We start from the raw sequence: 21,479 nt of genomic DNA on the forward strand, positions 1-21,479 counted from the left end.
AATGGCTAGAGAAAGAAGAAGACGTCGGGGCGGATCTGCTGATGAGTCTGATGCGAAGAGTATTCCTAAAGCGCCGGCTTATATAAAACGAAAAATACCTCACTACAGTATTCTTAGTGATGATGATCTGAGTATTATTGAAGACAATGCAGATACTATTCTGGAGGAAATTGGCATTGTTTTCTCTGAAGATCAAGAGGCACTTGATATTCTTGAGAAGGCGGGTGCAAGTATTGACGGCATGCGTGTTAGATTTCCAAAAGGAATGTGTCGCAAACTAATTCAAGATAATGCTCCAAAGCAATTTACTCAATTCGCTCGCAATCCTGAAAGAAATGTTGAAATTGGTGGCGACAATATGGTTTTAGTTCCTGCTTATGGCCCTCCATTTGTTCATGATCTTGATGAAGGGCGACGTTATGCAACAATAGAAGATTTTAGGAATTTTATTAAACTTGCTTATATGTCAGACAATCTTCATCACTCTGGTGGGACGATTTGTGAGCCAGTTGACTTGCCCGTTAATAAACGTCATTTTGATATGGTTTATAGTCATATCAAATACTCAGACAAACCTTTTATGGGGTCTGTTACTGCAGCCGAAAGAGCTCAGGATACTGTTGATATGGTGAAAATAGTTTTTGGAGATGAGTTCGTAGACAAAAACTGTGTGTTAATTAGTTTAATCAATGCCAGTTCACCTATGTCATTTGATGCAACGATGTTAGGTGCCCTTAAGGTCTACGCAAGAAATAATCAAGCAACCATCATTACGCCATTTATTGTTGCAGGCGCGATGGCGCCAACAACCGCTGTAGGTGTTGCCGCACAAAGTCTAGCAGAGGGACTTGCTGGAATGGCATTTGCCCAACTTGTTAGACCAGGCACACCTGTTATCTATGGTAATTTTGTCACTGCAATGTCTATGAAATCTGGTGCTCCCACTTTTGGCACCCCTGAAGCTGCCCACATGATGAATATTTCAGGAGCTTTGGCTAGAAGATTAGGCGTTCCATTTAGAAGTGGAGGTGGGTTTAATGGTGCAAAGATGCCAGATGCTCAAGCAGGCTATGAGGCTGCGAATACAATGCAAGCTACTTTAAATGCAAGTGTTAACTTTAACCTTCATACCGCTGGCTGGTTAGAAGGTGGTTTATGCATGAGTTATGAAAAATTTATAATGGACGCTGATCAAGCAGGAATGATGAGGGTTTCTGCAGAGGGAATCGACATGAGTGAAAATGGCCAAGCAATGGACGCAATTCGTGAAATTGGAAGTTTTTCTGATGATGTTCCTAAACATTTTTTAGGGTGTGAACACACTAAGAAAAATTTTAAGACAGCCTTTTATATGTCAGATGTTCTTGATGATAATAGCTTTGAACAATGGGTTCAGGATGGATCAAGAGATACAGCAATGCTCGCAAATGGCATTTATAAAAAAATGCTATCAGAATATGAATTGCCACCACTTGATACAGAAATTGATGAAGCATTATTAGCCTATATGAAAGAACGCAAAGATAGTTTTGAGGATTCTAATGTTTAATTCAGTTTAGATCTGCATTTATTAAAATTCAAGCTGTTATGAATTTAATTATTAATAGCTGCTTGAATTTGTAAGATAATATCTATTCTAAAAATTCTAACACCAAGATTCAAGTTTTATACTGCCAATTTTTTTTCGTGGTAATAGACTTTTTTCTTTATTAATTGATTTAAAGCGCACTTAGGAGAAGAAATGAGCGAGTACAAAACAGATATTGATATTGCTAGAGAAGTTTCTGGTGAACACATAAATGATATTGGAGCAAAGCTCAACATTGATAAAGTGGATCTGGTTCCTTTTGGCCATGATAAGGCTAAGATTTCTTGGAACGCAATTGATGGTGTCCAAAAAAATAAGGATGGCAAACTTATTTTAGTAACAGCAGTCACTCCAACTCCAGCAGGCGAAGGTAAAACGACTACTTCGGTAGGCCTTACAGATGGTTTAAATAAGATTGGTAAACAAACTACGGTCTGTCTTCGTGAGCCAAGTTTAGGGCCTTGTTTTGGAATGAAGGGTGGTGCAGCTGGAGGCGGTTACGCACAAGTTATTCCTATGGAGGATATCAATCTTCATTTTACTGGTGACTTCCACGCAATAACATCTGCGCATAGTCTTCTATCTGCAATGATTGATAATCATATTTATTGGGGCAACTCGACCAATATTGACAGCAGAAAGGTTGCATTCCGTCGTGTTGTAGATATGAATGATAGATCTCTAAGAACTATTACTTCATCTCTTGGCGGCTCTACTAACGGATATCCAAGAGAAGATGGGTTCGACATTACAGTAGCTTCAGAGGTTATGGCAATTTTCTGTTTGTCTCAAAACCTAGTGGAGCTTGAGGAAAGATTAGGAAACATTATTATTGCATATACGCGAGATATGACTCCAGTTAGAGCGAAGCAGATCAACGCTCATCAGGCAATGACAGTTCTTCTTAAGGATGCCTTCAGACCAAACCTTGTTCAGACTTTAGAGGGTAATCCTGCGCTAATTCATGGCGGACCTTTTGCTAATATTGCACATGGATGTAATTCAGTTATTGCAACAAAAACAGCACTTAAATTATCAGACTATGTAGTTACTGAAGCAGGCTTTGGAGCTGACTTGGGCGCTGAAAAATTCTTTAATATTAAGTGTCGTAAGGCTGGACTAGCTCCAGATGCCGTTGTTTTGGTTGCCACTGTAAGGGCACTGAAACATCAGGGCGGCGTCGCTAAAGATGAGTTAAATAATGAAAACGTTGAGGCTCTCAAAATAGGTTGTTCAAATCTAGGAAGGCATATCCGCAACTTAAGCCAATTTGGGGTGCCATTAGTTGTTGGTATTAACAAATTTGTTTCAGATACTGAAGCTGAATTCCAAGTCATTAGAGATTATTGTGAGCAATTTAACGTTGAAGTCAGTGTTACAAGTCACTGGGAGCATGGCGGTGATGGTGCGATTGATTTAGCAGAAAAAGTTGCCAAATTGGCTGACTCTGGTGCTTCACAATTTAAGACATTGTATGATGATGAACTTCCATTGCTAGAAAAGGTTGAGACAATTGCTAAAACACTTTATCAGGCGGACGAGGTCATGGCAGACAAAGTGGTGAGAGATAAAATGAACTGGTTTCAAGAGAATGGCTTTGGAAATCTTCCAGTATGTATCGCCAAAACTCAATATAGTTTTTCTACAGACCCCCAGTTACTTGGCGCTCCAACGGGCCACTCCCTTTCTATTAGAGAAGTGAGACTTTCTGCGGGTGCAGAGTTTGTAGTTGTTGTATGTGGTGCAATCATGACTATGCCTGGACTTCCAAGGGTTCCAGCTGCTGATAAAATTAAACTTGATGAAAATGGATTAGTTCAAGGACTATTCTAGATATGAAAGATGTTGGATCAGTTGATTATGAGATTCACAGAGTTGAAGGTTTAACTCGAGAAATATCGGCTGACTGCATTGCAATTGAGGAGCCTCTTGAGATAATTGTAAGGTATTGCAAGGGCAATGATTGGGTCATTGAGCCACTTATGGTGACAATGAGAACACCAGGTGATGATTCGAATTTAGTGAGTGGACTTTTATTTTCTGAAGGTGTGATTCAGGACAAAAGTGCTATTGATTCAATTAGAGTTAACGCTAAGAATAAAGGGAAGTATGACGTTGATAATTCTTTGATTGTAACTCTCTCAAAAGGTAATCAACTAGATCTAAAGAATCTACAGCGTCATTTTATGGTTAACTCTAGTTGTGGTGTGTGTGGAAAAGGAACACTAAATGCGATTGAAATTGCTTATGAGCCAGAAATTAATAAAGAAGGACCTATAGTGAGTATTGGTTTAATTAGTAAACTGCCCAATATACTTTCAGACAAGCAAAAGCAATTTGCAAGTACTGGAGGAGTTCATGCTAGTGCTTTACTTTCTGATAAAGGTGAGGTCTTGCATATAGCTGAAGATGTTGGTAGACATAATGCCCTTGATAAGTTAATTGGACATGTTCGCACCAACGAAATGTTAAAACCACTAGAACAATTTGTAATGTGTTCTGGGCGCTTAGGTTTTGACATTATTCAAAAAGCTGTTATGTCTGGTATTGGAATGATAGTTGGTATTGGTGCTCCAACTTCATTGGCTCTTGATTTAGCAGAAAAATTTGATATCACTTTAATTGGCTTTATTAAAAAAAATAAATATAATATCTACACTGGTAATTGGCGTATCAGTGAAAATTTCGGAGAATAGATGTCTAGAAACATAAGTTTACTGTCTGGTAAGAAAGATGATAAGAATAGTTTATTTGGAAAAATATCTGTAAGTCCAAATGACACCAGTGATGCTCAGCTTGCGGGTGACTATAACCTGGGCGTATCAACAATTCATAGTACTAAAAGTTTCTATGATTTTCTGAACGAAGATTTCAAAAATAAAAAAGCTTATGTTTGCACTGGTAGTGCCTGTATGTGCAGAGGTACTCAGGAAGACGTTACTCAAAAACTAAAGAATAAGCTTGGCGAAGATAGTGTTGGTGAAATGATTTGCTTAGGCAGGTGTTATGAAAATAGTGCTTTTTATTATGATGGTGAAAACTACTCAGGCGATGATATTAATCAATTAGACAATATTTTGGCTGGTGAGCATAAAAGTCTTCCTTACACAATGAAATCTTATTCAGAAACTTCATTCTTAGTAGAGAATGAGGTTTTTTCTTCTTTTGAAGATTTTAAAGAATTGCTTCAGAATTGTTTTGAAACTGACAAGGATGAGCTTATTAATACGCTCAAGGATTCAGGCCTTAGAGGTAGAGGTGGCGCCGGATTTCCAACTGGGATGAAGTGGGAATTTTGTAAAGCGCAAGAAGCCAAAGCTAAGTATGTGGTGTGTAACGCTGATGAGGGAGATCCAGGCGCGTACTCAGATCGTTATTTACTAGAAGAGCAGGCTTTGAAGGTCCTTTTTGGTATGGTAGTTTGCGGATACATTATTGGCTCAAAGCAAGGTTTTATGTATATCCGTGGAGAATATCCTGAATCGATTGATATTACTAATGAAGCTTTAGCCAAATTAAGAGAATTAGGTCTTTTAGGTGAAAACATTTTAGGTAGTGGGTTTGACTTTGATATGAATGTGGTTGAAGGCCAAGGTGCATATATCTGCGGTGAAGAGACAGCACTTATAGCATCAATAGAGGGTCGCCGCGCTGAGGTTGATGTTAGACCTCCTTTTCCTGTTGTTGAAGGCCTCTATAAAAAACCAACAGTTGTCAATAATGTAGAGAGTTTAGCAGCGGTTGCAGCTATTTTAAAGCACGGCAGCAAATCTTATAAGTCAATAGGAAATGGCCGTTCTCTGGGAACTAAGCTTATTTCTCTTGATGGGTTTTTCAATAATCCTGGCCTTTATGAGGTAGATTTGGGGACTTCACTGGAATTCATAATTGATGAGATTGGTGGTGGGTTTAATGCCGACATTAAGGCAATTCAGATTGGGGGGCCGCTTGGAGGAATTGTCCCAGTGGACAAACTGAAATCCTTAACACTAGATTTTGAAGTTTTTGCGGAGGCAGGTTTTTTACTTGGACACGCTAGCTTTGTATGCATTCCTAGGTCATTTTCTGCTGTGGAGTACGCAAAGCATTTATTTGCATTTACAGCCCATGAGTCATGTGGGAAATGTTTCCCTTGCAGACTAGGCTCTACTCGTGGAAAAGAAATGCTAGGTTCAGCGATTGATAATAATCAAAAATTCTCAGAAGAATTAATATATGATTTATTAGAAACAATGGAGGTGGGTTCCTTGTGCGCTTTGGGCGGTGGATTACCTCTTGCAATTAAAAATTTACTCGAACACTGTAGTGACGAGTTTAAACCTTTAATGGAGAAATAGTATGTCAGATCAACCAAAAGGTGTATTTATTGATGATGTTGAGTTTCCTTTCGATGACTCTTCATCAATTTTAGCTTTTACTGATAAGGCTCTTGGTGATAAGATAATCCCAACCCTTTGTAATGATGATAATCTTCAGCCTTATGGAGCCTGTAGAGTCTGTTCTGTTGAAGTTCAGCTTGCAGAAGATGGGCCAAAGAGAACAGTCGCTTCATGTCATACACCAATAGCTCCTGGAATGAGAATTTATACAAACTCAGAAAGCGTTAAAAAGCTACGCAAAAACATTGTTGAGTTAGTTCTTAGTGATCATCCGCCAGATTGTTTGACATGTGAAGTCAATGGCAACTGCGAGCTTCAAGATGTTGCAGCAAGCGTCGGTGTTCGTCAAATAAGATATGCAAAAGGTGAGAATCACTGCGACCGTGAAAAAGATTTATCTCATGCCTACATGCGAATGGACCTGTCTAAATGTATTAACTGCTCAAGGTGTGTTAGGGCGTGTGACGAGGTTCAGGGTCAGTTTACTCTCACAATGACTGGGCGTGGTTTTGAGTCACGCATTACTACTGATAACGACATGCTTTTTGGAGATTCTTCTTGTGTCTCTTGTGGTGCCTGTGCACAAACTTGTCCAACTTCAGCTATTTCAGACGTTTTTCAATCTAAGTCAGTTGAAGCAGATAAAACTGTGCGAACAACATGCTCATATTGTGGTGTTGGGTGTAATCTAGAAGTTGCCGTAAAGAATGATGAAGTTTTATCAATTCGAGCGCCTCAAGATGCTGTGAATGCTGGTCACACTTGTTTAAAAGGTCGTTATGCATTTAAGTTTTATAATCATGAAGACAGACTAACTTCCCCTTTAATCAGAAAAAATGGAGTTTTAACGCCATGTTCATGGGACGAAGCGCTCGATTTCATTAAAGGAAAATTTGAATCAATAAAACAAGATCATGGTCCAGATGCAATTGCTGGAATATCATCAGCACGCTGTACTAACGAAGAAAATTATATGTTCCAAAAAATGATTCGCCAGTTAGTTGGAACTAATAATATTGATTGCTGTGCACGTGTTTGTCATTCTCCAACTGCTTGGGGAATGCAGCAAAGCTTTGGAACAGGTGCCGGAACGAATTCAACTGCAGATATTCCATTAGCAGATTTGATGATCGTAATTGGTGCTAATCCAACTGCAGCGCATCCAGTAACTGGCGCTAAAATTAAGCAGCAAGCTATGTCCGGTGCTACTTTAATCGTGATTGATCCGGTGAGAACAGAGTTAGCTCGAATGGCTGATCACCATCTTCAACTCAAACCAGGGACTAACGTCGCTGTTCTGAATATGATTCAGTACTATATAGTTGAGGCTGGTCTTTTAGATCATGAGTTTATTAAAGAACGCTGTGAAGGTGGAGAGGATTTCATAGAGCAAATAAAAGAGCTCGATGTGGATGCAATGGCAGAAATTTCAGGGCTTGATAAAGAGGATGTAAAGGCTGTTGCAATTGCTTATGCTTCAGCAAATAATGCAATGGAATTTCATGGTTTAGGTGTTACTGAGCATTCTCAAGGAACAAAGACTGTTATGCTAATTTCTAATTTGGCAATGATGACAGGAAATCTAGGTCGACCTGGCGTGGGTGTAAATCCACTTCGTGGTCAGAATAATGTGCAGGGTGCTGCCGATATGGGATGTCAGCCTCATCATGGTCCAGGATATTTGTGGATGGATCAAAAAGATGTTCAAGACTTTTATGAAGATAAGTTGGGTCTTCCGACACCAACAACTCCTGGAAGAAAAATTCCTGAAATGTTCGATGGTGCAGTTGACGGCTCACTTAAAGCACTTTGGATTTTTGCTGAGGATGTTGTTCAGACTGATCCAAATACCCATCATGTCGTTAAGGCAATGCAGGGGCTTGATTTACTTGTTGTTCAAGAAATATTTATGAGTGAAACTGCTAAGATGGCAGATGTAGTTCTTCCCGGAACTACTTTTCTTGAAAAGAGTGGAACTTTTACAAACACAGAAAGACGAATTCAACAAGTTAATGCGGCAGTTAAACCTCTTCCAGGTACAAAAACAGATGGTCAAATTATCGTTGAAATGATGCGTAAATTAGGCCTTGATCAGCCTGATTTTGATGCCGAAACTGTTTTAAATGAAATATCTAGCGTAGTTTCATTTTTTGAAGGTGTCACTTGGGAAGGCTTGCGAGCAAGCCCAATGGGGCTTCAGTGGCCTGTAAACAAAAAAGGTGAAGATACACAAATCCTTCATATTGGAGAGTTTAAGCGTGGCAAAGGTAAGTTTCATTACCATGACTGGAAAGAGAGTGAAGAGCTTACTAAGCATAAGAATGAGTACCCATTTATTCTTACAACTAGTCGTGAACTTCAACATTACAACTGTGCAACAATGACTAGGAGAACTTCAAATGTTCAAATCCTAACTAAAGATGTCATTATGCTCAACCCAAGAGATGCAAAAGCAAAGGATCTCATATCTGGTGATCGTGCAACTTTGAAGTCTGATAGGGGTCAAGTCACACTTGATGTCGAGGTTACAGATAGGGTTAAGAAAGGTGTAGTTAGAACAACCTTCCACTTCCCAGAAGTGCTAATCAATGAGGTTACTAGTGGTGTTACAGATGAAGAGACAAAGTGTCCTGAATACAAAATTGTAGCTGTAGACGTATTAAAAGCCTCCTGACGAAAATCAATAAAGTGAGTCTAAAGGGCTCACTTTATTAAAACCTAATACCTTCTCTCTAGTTTACTTTTTTGAAGTATACGTCCCGCAATTTCTTCGATTGAGATGTGGCTGGTGTCAATATAAGGAACATCATTTTGAACAAACATATCCTCCGCTCTTCTCACCTCTTTTCGACATTGTTCAATTGAGGCATAACCACTATTAGATCTTCTAACATCTCTTATGTTTTGGAGTCTAACTGGGTTAATACTTAGGCCATAGAGTTTATTTTTAAAGCCTTTAAGAGCATTTGGCAGTTTAGAGGTATCTAAATCTTCATCAATAAGTGGGTAGTTTGCAGCATAGATTCCATACTGAAGTGCTAAAAAAAGACATGTTGGTGTTTTTCCAGATCTAGAGACCCCTGTCAGAATTATGTCAGCAGTTTCATAATTTTTAGTAGTAAGTCCATCGTCATTATTAAGAGCGAAATTTATGCTATCAATTCGACCTGAATAAGTATTTTTATTGCCCACGCCATGAGAAAGCCCCATCTCATGTGAAGATTGAGTTTCAAGTATTTTCTCCATTTTTGAAATATAAGTCTCAAAAAAATCAAAAATAATCCCACCACTATTTTCAAGAAGATGACGATATTCATTAGAAACTTGAGTGCTGAAAATTAGAGCAGGCTGACCATCAGTCTCTGACGCCTCTTTAATCAATTGAGCTGCTGTTTGTGCCTTTTTTTGAGTATCAATAAAGGCAAGATTAACTCTTTTAAAATCAATTTGGGGAAACTGAGTAAGAAGACTATTTCCAAGTGCTTCTGCGGTAATTCCAGTTCTGTCTGAAATAAAAAATACGGTTCTCATGCTATTAAAGCGTACCCAGTTTGGTCCAGGTTTCAACAACAGTATCTGGATTAAGAGAGATACTTGTAATTTCTTTTTCTAAAAGCCATTGAGCTAAATCCATATGATCAGAGGGTCCTTGTCCACAAATACCAATATACTTACCTTTGCGATGACAAGCATCAATAGCCATCGTGATCATTTTCTTAACTGCTGCATTTCTTTCATCAAAACCATCAGCAATAAGGCCAGAGTCTCTATCCATTCCTAGAGTCAGTTGTGTTAAATCATTTGAGCCAATAGAAAAGCCATCGAAGTATTCCAAAAACTCTTCAGCAATAACTGCATTCGAAGGAAGTTCACACATCATGATTATTCTCAAACCATCTTTACCCCTTTCAAGGCCATTTTCTTTGAGAAGATCAATTACTTTTGAGGCTTCAGATGTGGTTCGAACAAAAGGGATCATGATTTCAACATTTGTTAAACCCATTACATTTCTGACATTTTTTATCGCCTTGCATTCAAGTTCAAAACACTCTCTAAAATCTGTTGAGATGTACCTTGAAGCGCCCCTAAATCCAATCATTGGATTTTCTTCATTGGGTTCATAGAGTTCTCCTGCAAATAAATTTGAATACTCGTTAGATTTGAAGTCTGACATGCGAATGATTACAGGGGATTCAGAAAAACTGGCTGCTATGGTTGAAATTCCTTCAGTGAGTTTTTGAACATAAAAGTCCACAGGTGATTTATAGCAGGATGTTCTTTTTTTGATTTCACTTTTGAGTTCAGACGGTAAGCTATCAAATTCAAGTAAAGCCTTTGGATGAATGCCAATCGTATTATTGATAATGAATTCAAGGCGAGCGAGCCCTACCCCAGTATTGGGAATACTTGCAAAATCAAATGCGCGAGAGGGGTTTCCTACATTCATCATAATTTTGACTGGAATATCAGGAAGGTTGCTTACTTCAGAAAATGTGTGTTCAAAATTTAATTTACCTTCGTAGACTTTGCCTGTATCACCCTCTGCACAAGAAGCCGTGACCTCTTGAGAATTTTTTAATAGTTCAGTCGCATTTCCAGTTCCAACAATGGCAGGAACTCCGAGCTCTCTAGCAATAATCGCAGCATGACAGGTCCTCCCGCCACGATTGGTGATAATTGCAGAAGCTAATTTCATGACTGGCTCCCAGTCAGGGTCGGTCATGTCTGTAACAAGTACGTCACCCTCATGGACTGAGTCCATTTCAGATAAGTCATTAATTATCTTAGTTTTTCCTGTGCCAATTTTTTGGCCAATGGCTCTTCCTTCAACAATCGTTTTTGATGTTTCAAGAAGTTTATAGCGTTCAATTTTTTGAGAACTTTGTCTGCTTTTAACAGTTTCTGGTCTGGCTTGAACGATATAAATTTGTCCATCAACTCCATCCAGTGCCCACTCAATATCCATTGGTCTTCCATAATGGCTTTCAATTTTAATTGCGTAATGAGCAAGCTCTTCAATTTGAGAATCATTTAAACTAAATCTTATTCGATCATCAGAATTTACTTCGGTTGTATTAACTAGTGATCCCGAATCTTTTTCTGCGTAAACCATTTTTATTGATTTAGAGCCAAGGCTTCTAGATAGAATTGAAGGTTTTCCAGATTTTAAGGTAGGTTTGTGCACATAAAATTCATCTGGATTCACAGAACCTTGGACAACTGTTTCACCTAGGCCATAAGCCGAAGTGATGAATACTACATCATCAAATCCGGATTCCGTGTCCAGAGTAAACATAACACCACTAGAGCCTATATCACTTCGAACCATCTGCTGAACACCAGCAGACAATGAAACCATTTCATGTTCAAAGCCTTGATGGACCCTGTAAGAGATTGCTCTATCATTGTATAGAGATGCGTAAACTCTTCGTATTGAGGTTAAGATGTCATCAATTCCACTGACATTAAGATAGGTTTCTTGTTGCCCAGCAAAGGATGCTTCAGGTAAATCTTCAGCAGTAGCGGAAGATCGAACTGCGAAGGTAACATCTGAGCCATACTGCTTAGTCAGTTTTTCATATCCATCGACAATAGACTGATGGAGATCCTCTGGAAAAGGTGCCTCTTCAACCCATTGTCTTATCAATGAGCCAGTTTTAGTAAGTTCCTTAATGTTGGTAATATCAAGATTAGAGAGTAGATTGTTTATTTTACTTTTAAGATCCGAATGGTCTAAGAAGGACTCAAATGCGACCGCTGTTGTTGCGAATCCTCCTGGTACTCTCACGCCTTGGGAATTGAGACCACTAATCATTTCACCAAGTGACGCATTCTTTCCACCAACTCTTTCAACGTCAGTCATAGTGACATCTTTCAGCCAGACAATATTTTCAATCATTAGACCCCTTATCTATGGTTCTTATTTTTAAGATACGATGAGTAGCAGCTATTTTTGACACAAAATGTAATAATAGAGTTTTTCATCAAAAGTATAATTTTAATACATTAGAAATGAAGTGAGTTATGCATTCCTAAGTATAGTTTAACTTTTGTAAATAAAGTAGTAATGATACTATACTGCTATTGAATATTTTTCCTCAAATTTGCTTTCATAGAGGCTTTTGAGGGCAGGATGATAGAAAAAAAAATGTATAATTTGGGGTTCACTATTTTTTCATAGGTTTTGACAATGGCTACACAACTCGAATTAGCAAATGCAATCCGTGCTTTGAGCATGGATGCTGTACAAAGAGCAAACTCTGGACATCCAGGCGCTCCAATGGGTATGGCTGATATTGCTGAAGTTTTATGGAATAAGCATTTAAAGTTCAATCCATCCAACGCAAACTGGTCTGATAGAGATCGTTTTGTATTATCTAATGGTCATGGCTCAATGCTTATCTATTCATTGCTTCACTTAGCTGGATTTGATTTGAGCATAGAGGATCTTAAAAATTTCCGTCAACTACATTCTAAAACACCCGGACATCCTGAGTATGGTTATGCTGAGGGTGTAGAAACTACAACTGGCCCTCTCGGACAAGGAATTACTAATGCTGTTGGTATGGCAATTGCTGAGAGAACTCTAGCTGCCCAATTCAACAAGCCAGGGCACTCTATTGTGGACCACAATACATACGTGTTTATGGGAGATGGGTGTTTAATGGAAGGCTTATCTCATGAATCATGTGCTCTAGCTGGAACACTTGGGCTGGGTAAACTAATCGCCTTTTGGGATGACAACGATATTTCAATCGATGGCCATATTGGTGATTGGATGGAGAAGGGCGTTCCGGGTCGCTTCAAATCCTATAATTGGCATGTTATATCCGATGTTGATGGGCATGACCCAGAGGCTATTAATGCTGCTATTAATGAAGCTAAAGGAATTCAGGATAGGCCCTCTTTAATTTGTACTCGAACAGTTATTGGTTACGGTTCGCCTAATCTTGCTGGTTCACATAATTGTCATGGAGCCCCTTTAGGGGATGAGGAAATTGCAAAAACACGAGAGAATATAGGCTGGAAACATGAGCCTTTTGATATCCCTGAAGAGATTTACGAGGGCTGGAATCATGTTTCTGAAGGTGCAGAGGTTGAAGAAGAGTGGAGTGAAAAATTTAGAGCTTACAGCGCCTCTTTCCCCTATGAAGCGGCTGAGTATCAGCGTCGCATCAGTGGAAAATTACCTGAGAATTTTTCAACAAAAATGGATGAATTTATTGCTAAAACTCAGCAGGATATGCCAAATATTGCTTCAAGAAAAGCATCTCAAAATGCAATTGAAGCTATGGGCCCTCTTGTTCCAGAGTTATTTGGCGGTTCAGCAGACTTGACGGGCTCAAATTTGACTAACTGGTCTGGAAGTGTCTTAGTTAATGCAGACAATGCAAATGGAAATTATATCTCTTGGGGAGTTAGAGAGTTTGGGATGGCTGCTATGATGAATGGTATGGTTCTGCATGGTGGATTCAAGATTTACGGCGCAACATTCCTAATGTTTATGGAGTATATGCGAAACGCATTACGCATGGCTGCAATGATGAAAATTGGAACCATTTTTGTCTATTCTCACGACTCTATTGGTTTGGGTGAGGATGGCCCAACGCATCAAGCAGTCGAACAAATTGCAACTATGAGAGTAATTCCAAATTTTCAAACATGGCGAGCATGTGACGCTATCGAGTCTGCAGTTTCGTGGAAAGTAGCTATGCTGAGAGGAAATGCTCCAACAGCACTAATATTTTCGAGACAAAATTTAACGCCAATGGAGCGTACAAGTCAGCAGGTTTCCAATATTGAAAAAGGGGGCTATGTGCTTTCAGACTGCAGTGGAAAGGCTGACATTATTCTGATAGCAACTGGCTCAGAGGTTTCACTTGCGATCGATTCTGCAAAAGCAATGGGTGACAAAAAGGTTCGAGTGGTTTCGATGCCATCAACTAACGCCTTTGATGAGCAGGAACAGTCTTATAGAGACTCAGTGCTAACGCCAGGAGTTAAGAGAGTGGCGATTGAGGCTGGTGTTTCCGAATCTTGGTATAAATATGTTGGGCTAGATGGTGGTATTGTTGCAATGAGTACCTATGGTGAGTCAGCACCTGCCGGAGAACTATTTAAGCATTTTGGTTTTACCGTAGACAATGTAGTTTCTACTGTTGAGAGAGTTTTAAGTTAATTTATTATAGGAGTTTGAGATGACAATAAAAGTTGGAATTAATGGTTTTGGTCGAATTGGAAGAATGGTATTTCGTGCGATTGATAAGGATTTTGATAATTTAGAGGTGGTTGGTGTAAACGATCTTCTTGATAATGATTATTTGGCTTACATGTTGCGATATGATTCTGTTCATGGAAGGTTTGGTAAAGACGTAGCTGTTGAAGGCAACAATTTTGTTATCGGCGGTAAAAAGATTCGCCTGACTGCTGAACGCAATCCTGCAGATTTGAAATGGGGTGATATTGGTGCTGACCTTGTAATTGACTGTACTGGATTTTTTCTGACTGAAGAAGGTTGCCAAGCCCATTTAGATGCAGGTGCAAAAAAAGTAATTCAATCAGCTCCATCTAAGGATAGTACTCCAATGTTTGTTTACGGCGTAAATCATGATGCTTACGATGGTCAATCAATTATTTCAGCCGCTTCGTGTACTACAAACTGCTTGGCACCAATTGCCAAAGTACTGAATGATGAATGGGGTATTAAGCGTGGATTAATGACCACAGTCCATGCTGCAACAGCTACTCAAAAAACTGTTGATGGTCCGTCAATGAAAGATTGGCGTGGTGGTCGTGGTATTTTGGAAAACATTATTCCTTCATCTACTGGAGCTGCAAAAGCTGTTGGTAAAGTATTGCCAGAATTGAATGGAAAATTGACTGGAATGGCCTTTAGAATTCCTACCTCTGATGTTTCTGTTGTTGATTTAACAGCTGAGCTCAACAGCTCCTCTGATTACGATGCAATATGTGCAGCAATGAAGTCTGCATCTGAAGGTTCAATGAAGGGTGTTTTAGGATATACGGATGAAAAAGTAGTTTCTACGGACTTTGTTGGAAGTACTTGTGCCTCAACATTTGATGCAGAGGCAGGAATGTCAATGGATGACACTTTTGTTAAAATGGTATCTTGGTACGACAATGAGTACAGCTATACATGTAATTTACTTCGTTTAGCTGGCCATATTTCACAATAGGCCTTATTTTATTGAGTTGGAGCATTTGATGAATTTACTAAAGATGACTGATTTAGACCTGAATGGTAAAAGAGTTCTAATTAGACAAGATTTAAATGTTCCAATAAAAAATGGTGAAGTAACAAGCGATAAAAGAATTGTTGCATCATTGCCAACTATCCTTCATGCTATTAAAGCTGGTGCTAAAGTTATAATTACCTCGCATTTGGGAAGGCCTAATGCTGGTGAGTATGAAGAAAAATTCTCACTTCGACCTGTTGCTGATCACCTTTCAACATTGCTTGGACAGAAAGTCAGGCTTGAATCCGATTGGCTAGAAGGTGTTGAGATGGAGTCAGGAGAAGTAGTTCTCTGTGAGAATGTAAGATTTAATGAGGGCGAAAAAGAAAACGACGAGACCTTATCTAAAAAAATGGCAGCTTTATGTGACGTTTGTGTCCAAGATGCTTTTGGAACTGCCCATAGAGCGCATGCTTCTACATATGGCGTTACTCAGTTTGCACCTATCGCTTGCGCAGGCCCTCTTTTGGTTGGAGAGCTTGAGGCTCTTGGTAAGGCACTTGATAATCCTAAAAGGCCAATGGTTGCAATTGTTGGTGGTTCAAAAGTATCCACTAAACTAACTGTATTAGATGCCCTATCTAAGATTGTTGATCAGCTAGTAGTTGGAGGTGGTATCGCAAATACATTTATTGCAGCCCAAGGCCATAGTGTTGGACAATCTTTATGTGAGCATGATCTCATTCCAACAGCTCAGGCTTTAATGGAAGATTGCCAAATTCCAGTTCCTGGCGATGTTGTTTGCGGTAAAGAATTTTCAGAGTTTGCAGCAGCAGACACTAAAAATGCAACTAGCGTTGCCTCAGATGATATGATCTTTGACATTGGTCCCAATTCAACAGCTGAACTATGCGAAATTATGAAGAACGCTGGAACAATTGTTTGGAATGGTCCTGTAGGAGTTTTTGAATTTGATCAGTTTGCAAATGGTACAGAGCAGCTTGCAAGAGCAATAGCAGAATCTGAGGCATTTTCGATTGCTGGAGGGGGGGATACACTGGCTGCAGTTGATAAATTTAATATTGAAGATAAAATTTCTTATATTTCTACAGGCGGTGGAGCCTTTTTAGAGTTCCTAGAGGGAAAAAAACTTCCAGTTGTTGAAATACTTGAGAAAAGATTACAAAATTAATGATTAATAGACGTACTAAAATCTTAGCAACACTCGGTCCATCAACGGATAATCCAGAAGTTTTAAAAGGCATTTTGGATGCAGGAGTGAATGTTGTGAGAATCAATTTTTCTCATAATAACGAAAAAGAACACTTACAGCGTATTGCTCAAATAAGAAAATACGAAAAAGAGAATAATAGCTTTATTGGAATCTTGATGGATTTACAGGGTCCAAAGATTAGAATTTCAGGATTCAAAGATGGAAGTATAGAGTTGAAAAAAGGTGATCATTTTGCACTTGATGCTGAACTTGATGAATCCGAGGGTAGTCAGGATTCTGTTGGAATCGCCTATAAGGAGCTCCCAAATGATTTAAATGTGGGTAATACATTGTTGCTAGATGATGGAAAGATAATTCTAGAGGTCCAGCAGATTAAGGGACAAAAAATTCTAACTAAGGTATCGCAAGGTGGAATTCTTTCTAACAACAAAGGAATTAATCTGCGAGGTGGTGGCTTAAGTGCAAGTGCACTGACTGAAAAAGACAAACAAGACATTATTACTGCGGCTAAAGCTGATGCGGATTACGTTGCAATCTCTTTTCCTATTAATGCAGATGATGTTCGTGAAACAAAGAGACTTCTAATGGATGCAGGTTCTAACGCAAGTGTCATTGCAAAAATTGAAAGAGCAGAGTCTCTTCAAGAAGACGTCATTACTGAAATCATTCAGGAGTCAGCAGGCATTATGGTAGCTCGAGGTGATTTAGGAGTTGAAATTGGTGATCCTCAATTACCCGCTCAGCAAAAGCGATTAATTTTGTTAGCTAGAGCTAATGATAGATTTGTGATTACTGCAACTCAGATGCTTGAATCAATGATTATGAGCCCTATACCTACAAGAGCTGAAGTTTTTGATGTTGCAAATGCTGTTTTAGATGGTACTGATGCTGTCATGCTATCTGCTGAAACAGCAGTTGGTAAGCACCCAGTGAATGCTGTTAAAACGATGAATGATGTATGTCTAGAGGCTGAGAAGAGCCCAACAGCAAAAGTCTCTCATCATAGACTTCATGAAAATTTTGAAGGTATTGATGAAACGATTGCGTTGAGTTCTATGTATGCAGCCAATCACCTAGGCGCTAGAGTTGTTGCTACACTCACTCAGACAGGTAAAACAGCGCTATGGATGTCTAGAATTAGTTCAAATATTGCAATTTTTGCTATGTCAGATAATTATAAAACATTAAAGAAAGTTACTATTTACAGAGGAGTCTATCCTTGTTATATTGACAAAACTAGCGCCGATGATTGGAATGATGTTAATAGTCATGTTATTGAAAATCTTGAGGATAGGGCTGAGGTGACTAATGGAGATATTGTTATTGTTACAAAGGGTATGCATAAAGATAAATCGGGTGGAACAAACTTGATGAAAATTTTGCGTGTTGGTGATGGAAATTATTAAAAGAAAATAAAAGGGTAAATATTATGATAAATAATCAAGAAGAGTTAAGACAAACGGCCAATCAACTTTCTGCGAAAGGCAAAGGACTGCTTGCAGTAGATGAATCTACTCCAACCATAGGTAAAAGACTTGCTGGAATTAATGTTGAGAATACAGAAGAGAATCGCCAAGCATACAGAGGCATGCTTTTCACCTCAGAGGGCCTTGGTCAATTTATCAGTGGTGCAATCCTTTTTGAAGAGACTCTATATCAAAACCATGCTGATGGTGAGACCATGGTTTCAAAGATTAATAAGCTCGGAATTATTCCTGGTATTAAAGTCGACAAAGGTTTAAGTCCACTTGCAGGTGCTCATGAAGTTGAAACTTGGTGTAAGGGGCTCGAGGGCTTAGCTGAAAGAACTGCTGAGTATTATAAGCAGGGCGCGCGATTTGCAAAATGGAGAGCTGTTTTACAAATTACTGCTGACGGTTGTCCAACTGATTTAGCAATTCGCGAAAATGCTTGGGGTCTTGCAAGGTATGCAAAGATTTGCCAAGAATCCGGACTTGTCCCAATTATTGAGCCAGAAATCCTAATGGATGGTGACCATACAATTGAAACAACAGCAGAGGCTCAAGAAAAAGTTTTAGTTGAAGTCTATAAAGCTTGCTCTGAAAATAAAGTTTTCTTAGAGGGAACATTATTGAAGCCGTCAATGACTGTTTCAGGAGCTGATAATAAAAATAAAGCTGGATCAGAAGAGGTTGCAAAAATGACAGTAAGAACAATGAATCGTTGTGTTCCTGCCTCAGTGCCTGGGATTATGTTCTTGTCAGGTGGTTTAACAGAAGAAGATGCTTCTGTTTATCTTAATACGATGAATAGTATTGAGCATAAAAGTTCAACTAGTCTCACATTTTCATATGGTAGAGCGCTTCAACAGTCATGCTTACAAGCATGGAGTGGAACTAATATTGAAGCAGGCCAAAAGGCCTTAATGGCTAGATGTCAAGCGAATTCAGAAGCTTCAACTGGAGACTATGTTGCGGGCTCTCAGCCTTCATCACAAGAGACTCTTTTTGAAGCAGGCTATAAGTATTAGTATCAGCTCAATAAAGCAACCAATGACTTAATTTATCAAGTTAAAGTCTTAAAGCGTATAATGAAGGGCCCGATTAATCGGGCCTTTTTTATTGATAGGCAAAAAAAGATGAACCAAAGTAAATATTATCCTGTGATTGTTGTTGGCGGTGGTCATGCTGGAACTGAGGCTGCATTAGCTTCAGCAAGGATGGGCGTGGATACACTATTAATCACACATAATATCGAGACACTTGGTCAGATGAGTTGCAATCCTGCTATTGGAGGAATTGGTAAAGGACACCTGGTAAAAGAGATTGATGCAATGGGCGGATCAATGGCACAAGCGATTGATTTAGCAGGCATTCAGTTTAGAACTCTAAATGCATCAAAAGGGCCTGCTGTTAGAGCAACAAGAGCACAAGCAGATAGACTTTTATACAAGGGTGTTATAAGAGAGAAGCTCGAAAACCAAGACAACTTAACTTTATTTCAGCAACCAGTCGATGATTTAATTATCGAAAATAACCGAGTAAAGGGCGTCATAACTCAGATGGGACTTGACTTTTTTGCTGATAAGGTCATTCTTACTTCTGGTACGTTTTTGGGTGGAATCATACATATTGGGCAACAAAATTATCAGGGTGGAAGAGCGGGTGATGCTCCAGCCAATATTTTGTCAGAAAGGTTGCGTTCATATGATTTGGGAGTAGGAAGGCTAAAAACTGGAACACCACCACGTCTAGATGGAAGAACCATAAACTATAGTCTTCTTCAAAAACAAGAGGGCGATACTCCATTACCTAGTTTTTCTTTTATGGGTAAATCATCAGATCATCCAAAGCAAATTCCTTGTTTTATAACTCATACTAACGCTAAAACTCATGAGCATATCACGAATGGATTAAAGGACTCTCCACTATTTAGTGGAAAAATTGAAGGAATTGGTCCGAGATATTGCCCATCAATAGAGGATAAAGTGGTTAGATTTTCTGAAAGAGACTCTCATCAAATTTTTGTTGAACCTGAAGGTCTCACAACACATGAGGTTTATCCCAATGGCATATCTACATCATTAGCTTATGATGTTCAGGAAGAGTTTGTAAACTCAATTAAGGGTTTTGAAAATGCCAAGATTATGAGACCTGGATACGCAATCGAATATGATTTTTTTGATCCGCGTGGATTAAAACAAACACTTGAGGTCAAGAAAATCTCTGGTCTATTTTTTGCAGGGCAAATTAATGGAACGACGGGTTACGAAGAGGCAGCTGCACAAGGTTTACTTGCGGGGGTTAATGCTGCTCTGCAAGTACAAGAAAAAAATCCTTGGATACCTAAGCGAGACGAATCTTACATCGGGGTCATGGTTGATGATTTAACCACTAAGGGTGCAACTGAACCCTACAGAATGTTTACTTCTAGAGCAGAATACCGATTACTACTTAGAGAGGATAATGCTGATGAAAGGTTAACCCCCCAAGCAAGAGAGTTGGGACTTATTGATGATAATCGTTGGCACTCATTCAATGGCAAATATGAGCAAGTAGCACTTGAAAAAAAACGGCTCAAATCTTTTTGGATTCAGTCAAGTGATGCCCAAGCTGAGGATGTGCTTGGAATTCAACTTAGTCATGAGTACAGTCTAGAAGCGTTGCTAAAAAGACCAAATATAGATTACAAACTTCTTAGTAAAATCGAAAGCGCCAAGCCTTTTTTAGAGGATAGATTAATCATTGAGCAAGTAGAAAACCAAATTAAATATGAAGGTTACATCAAGAGACAGCTAGATGAAATTGAAAAATATCGTAAAAATGAAAATACGAAACTTTCCTCAGATATTGACTATTCAGAGATTAAAGCTCTATCTAATGAGGTCAGACAAAAGTTAAACGAGTTTAAACCTGAAACCATCGGTCAAGCTAGCAGAATTCAAGGGGTAACTCCCGCTTCCATTTCAATATTATTGGTCTTTCTCAAAACTTATAAAACATTGTCGTGAGTGAGATCAAAAAATTGCTTTGCGAGGGCGCAAAGACAATGGATGTTTCACTTACAGATGAACAGGTTAGACAACTTTTAGATTATCATGCGCTTATTAATAAATGGAACAAGGTTTATAACTTAAGTGCCATAAGAGATCCTCTTGAGTCTATAAAAAAACACTTTTTGGATAGTTTCTCGATTTTAGAGTTTATCAAACCAGGATTATTACTAGATGTTGGCTCTGGAGCTGGCTTGCCAGGTATTATCATTGCAATTATGAAGCCTAAAACCAATGTTTTTGTAATCGATAGTGTTGGAAAGAAGTGTCGTTTTATGCAAACAGTTAAGACTGAGCTAGGTCTTGAAAACTTAACGGTAATAAATACTAGAGTTGAATCTTTTAATTACCCCGAATTATTTTCCCAAATAACTTCAAGGGCTTTTGCTTCAGCGATTGATACAGTTAATAAAACTAAGCATTTGATAGCTAATGATGGGCGATATTTATTAATGAAGGGTGACAATATCGCTTTAGAAAATATTGAAAATATGGAATCTAAAGTCCATGTTTTGAAGGTTCCATTTGTTTCAGATAATCGTTCACTTTTAGAAATTAAGATATAATT

Annotated in this window: 14 protein-coding genes; 12 read left to right on the forward strand and 2 right to left on the reverse strand. The window is 38.8% G+C overall.

Going from position 1 to position 21,479, the window contains the following annotated elements; all coding sequences use genetic code 11:
- Nucleotide 1 precedes the first annotated feature (1 nt).
- The 5 genes from AC5YGB_RS00690 (at nucleotide 2) to fdhF (ending at nucleotide 8,641) form a co-directional block, all read left to right on the forward strand.
- Nucleotides 2-1,549 (forward strand): trimethylamine methyltransferase family protein, encoded by a 1,548-nt coding sequence (locus tag AC5YGB_RS00690; RefSeq protein WP_020026269.1) that lies wholly within the window; start codon nucleotides 2-4, stop codon nucleotides 1,547-1,549.
- Between the two features lie 192 nt (nucleotides 1,550-1,741).
- Complete coding sequence (locus AC5YGB_RS00695; protein WP_020026270.1) at nucleotides 1,742-3,421, forward strand: formate--tetrahydrofolate ligase; 1,680 nt, start codon at nucleotides 1,742-1,744, stop codon at nucleotides 3,419-3,421.
- A 2-nt stretch (nucleotides 3,422-3,423) separates the two neighbouring features.
- Nucleotides 3,424-4,284: a formate dehydrogenase accessory sulfurtransferase FdhD gene (gene fdhD / locus AC5YGB_RS00700; protein ID WP_496137415.1), complete on the forward strand. Its 861-nt coding sequence runs from the start codon at nucleotides 3,424-3,426 to the stop codon at nucleotides 4,282-4,284.
- Nucleotides 4,285-5,925: an NADH-ubiquinone oxidoreductase-F iron-sulfur binding region domain-containing protein gene (locus AC5YGB_RS00705; protein ID WP_496137416.1), complete on the forward strand. Its 1,641-nt coding sequence runs from the start codon at nucleotides 4,285-4,287 to the stop codon at nucleotides 5,923-5,925. It abuts the gene before it with no gap.
- Nucleotide 5,926: 1 nt separating this feature from the next.
- On the forward strand, nucleotides 5,927-8,641 hold the full coding sequence (fdhF, locus tag AC5YGB_RS00710) for a formate dehydrogenase subunit alpha (protein WP_496137417.1): 2,715 nt from the start codon (nucleotides 5,927-5,929) through the stop codon (nucleotides 8,639-8,641).
- 44 nt (nucleotides 8,642-8,685) lie between these two features.
- On the opposite strand, the gene ppsR is transcribed toward fdhF, so the two are convergent.
- Nucleotides 8,686-9,498 (reverse strand): posphoenolpyruvate synthetase regulatory kinase/phosphorylase PpsR, encoded by an 813-nt coding sequence (gene ppsR / locus AC5YGB_RS00715; protein ID WP_496137418.1) that lies wholly within the window; start codon nucleotides 9,496-9,498, stop codon nucleotides 8,686-8,688.
- 4 nt (nucleotides 9,499-9,502) lie between these two features.
- The gene (gene ppsA, locus AC5YGB_RS00720; RefSeq protein WP_496137419.1) at nucleotides 9,503-11,866 is read right to left on the reverse strand and encodes a phosphoenolpyruvate synthase; all 2,364 of its coding nucleotides are present in this window, start codon (nucleotides 11,864-11,866) and stop codon (nucleotides 9,503-9,505) included.
- Nucleotides 11,867-12,157: 291 nt separating this feature from the next.
- On the opposite strand from ppsA, the gene tkt reads away from it, so the two are divergent.
- From tkt to rsmG, 7 genes are all read left to right on the forward strand, one after another.
- Nucleotides 12,158-14,146 carry a transketolase gene (gene tkt / locus AC5YGB_RS00725; RefSeq protein ID WP_496137420.1) on the forward strand — a complete coding sequence of 663 codons (1,989 nt, stop codon included), beginning with the start codon at nucleotides 12,158-12,160 and terminating at the stop codon, nucleotides 14,144-14,146.
- Between the two features lie 19 nt (nucleotides 14,147-14,165).
- Entirely contained in the window at nucleotides 14,166-15,164 is a 999-nt protein-coding gene (gene gap / locus AC5YGB_RS00730) for a type I glyceraldehyde-3-phosphate dehydrogenase (RefSeq protein ID WP_496137421.1), read from the forward strand.
- A 28-nt stretch (nucleotides 15,165-15,192) separates the two neighbouring features.
- On the forward strand, nucleotides 15,193-16,356 hold the full coding sequence (locus AC5YGB_RS00735; protein ID WP_496137422.1) for a phosphoglycerate kinase: 1,164 nt from the start codon (nucleotides 15,193-15,195) through the stop codon (nucleotides 16,354-16,356).
- A complete protein-coding gene (gene pyk, locus AC5YGB_RS00740; RefSeq protein WP_496137423.1) occupies nucleotides 16,356-17,804 on the forward strand; it encodes a pyruvate kinase in 1,449 nt (482 codons plus the stop codon). Before AC5YGB_RS00735 ends, pyk begins: the two co-directional genes overlap by 1 nt.
- Nucleotides 17,805-17,827: 23 nt before the next feature.
- Nucleotides 17,828-18,889 carry a class I fructose-bisphosphate aldolase gene (locus tag AC5YGB_RS00745; protein WP_496137424.1) on the forward strand — a complete coding sequence of 354 codons (1,062 nt, stop codon included), beginning with the start codon at nucleotides 17,828-17,830 and terminating at the stop codon, nucleotides 18,887-18,889.
- Between the two features lie 108 nt (nucleotides 18,890-18,997).
- Complete coding sequence (gene mnmG, locus AC5YGB_RS00750; RefSeq protein ID WP_496137425.1) at nucleotides 18,998-20,869, forward strand: tRNA uridine-5-carboxymethylaminomethyl(34) synthesis enzyme MnmG; 1,872 nt, start codon at nucleotides 18,998-19,000, stop codon at nucleotides 20,867-20,869.
- Complete coding sequence (rsmG, locus tag AC5YGB_RS00755; RefSeq protein WP_496137426.1) at nucleotides 20,866-21,477, forward strand: 16S rRNA (guanine(527)-N(7))-methyltransferase RsmG; 612 nt, start codon at nucleotides 20,866-20,868, stop codon at nucleotides 21,475-21,477. The genes mnmG and rsmG overlap by 4 nt, the downstream gene beginning before the upstream one ends.
- The last annotated feature ends 2 nt before the right edge of the window (nucleotides 21,478-21,479 follow it).

This window comes from Candidatus Pseudothioglobus sp. uisw_142 (assembly GCF_059512465.1).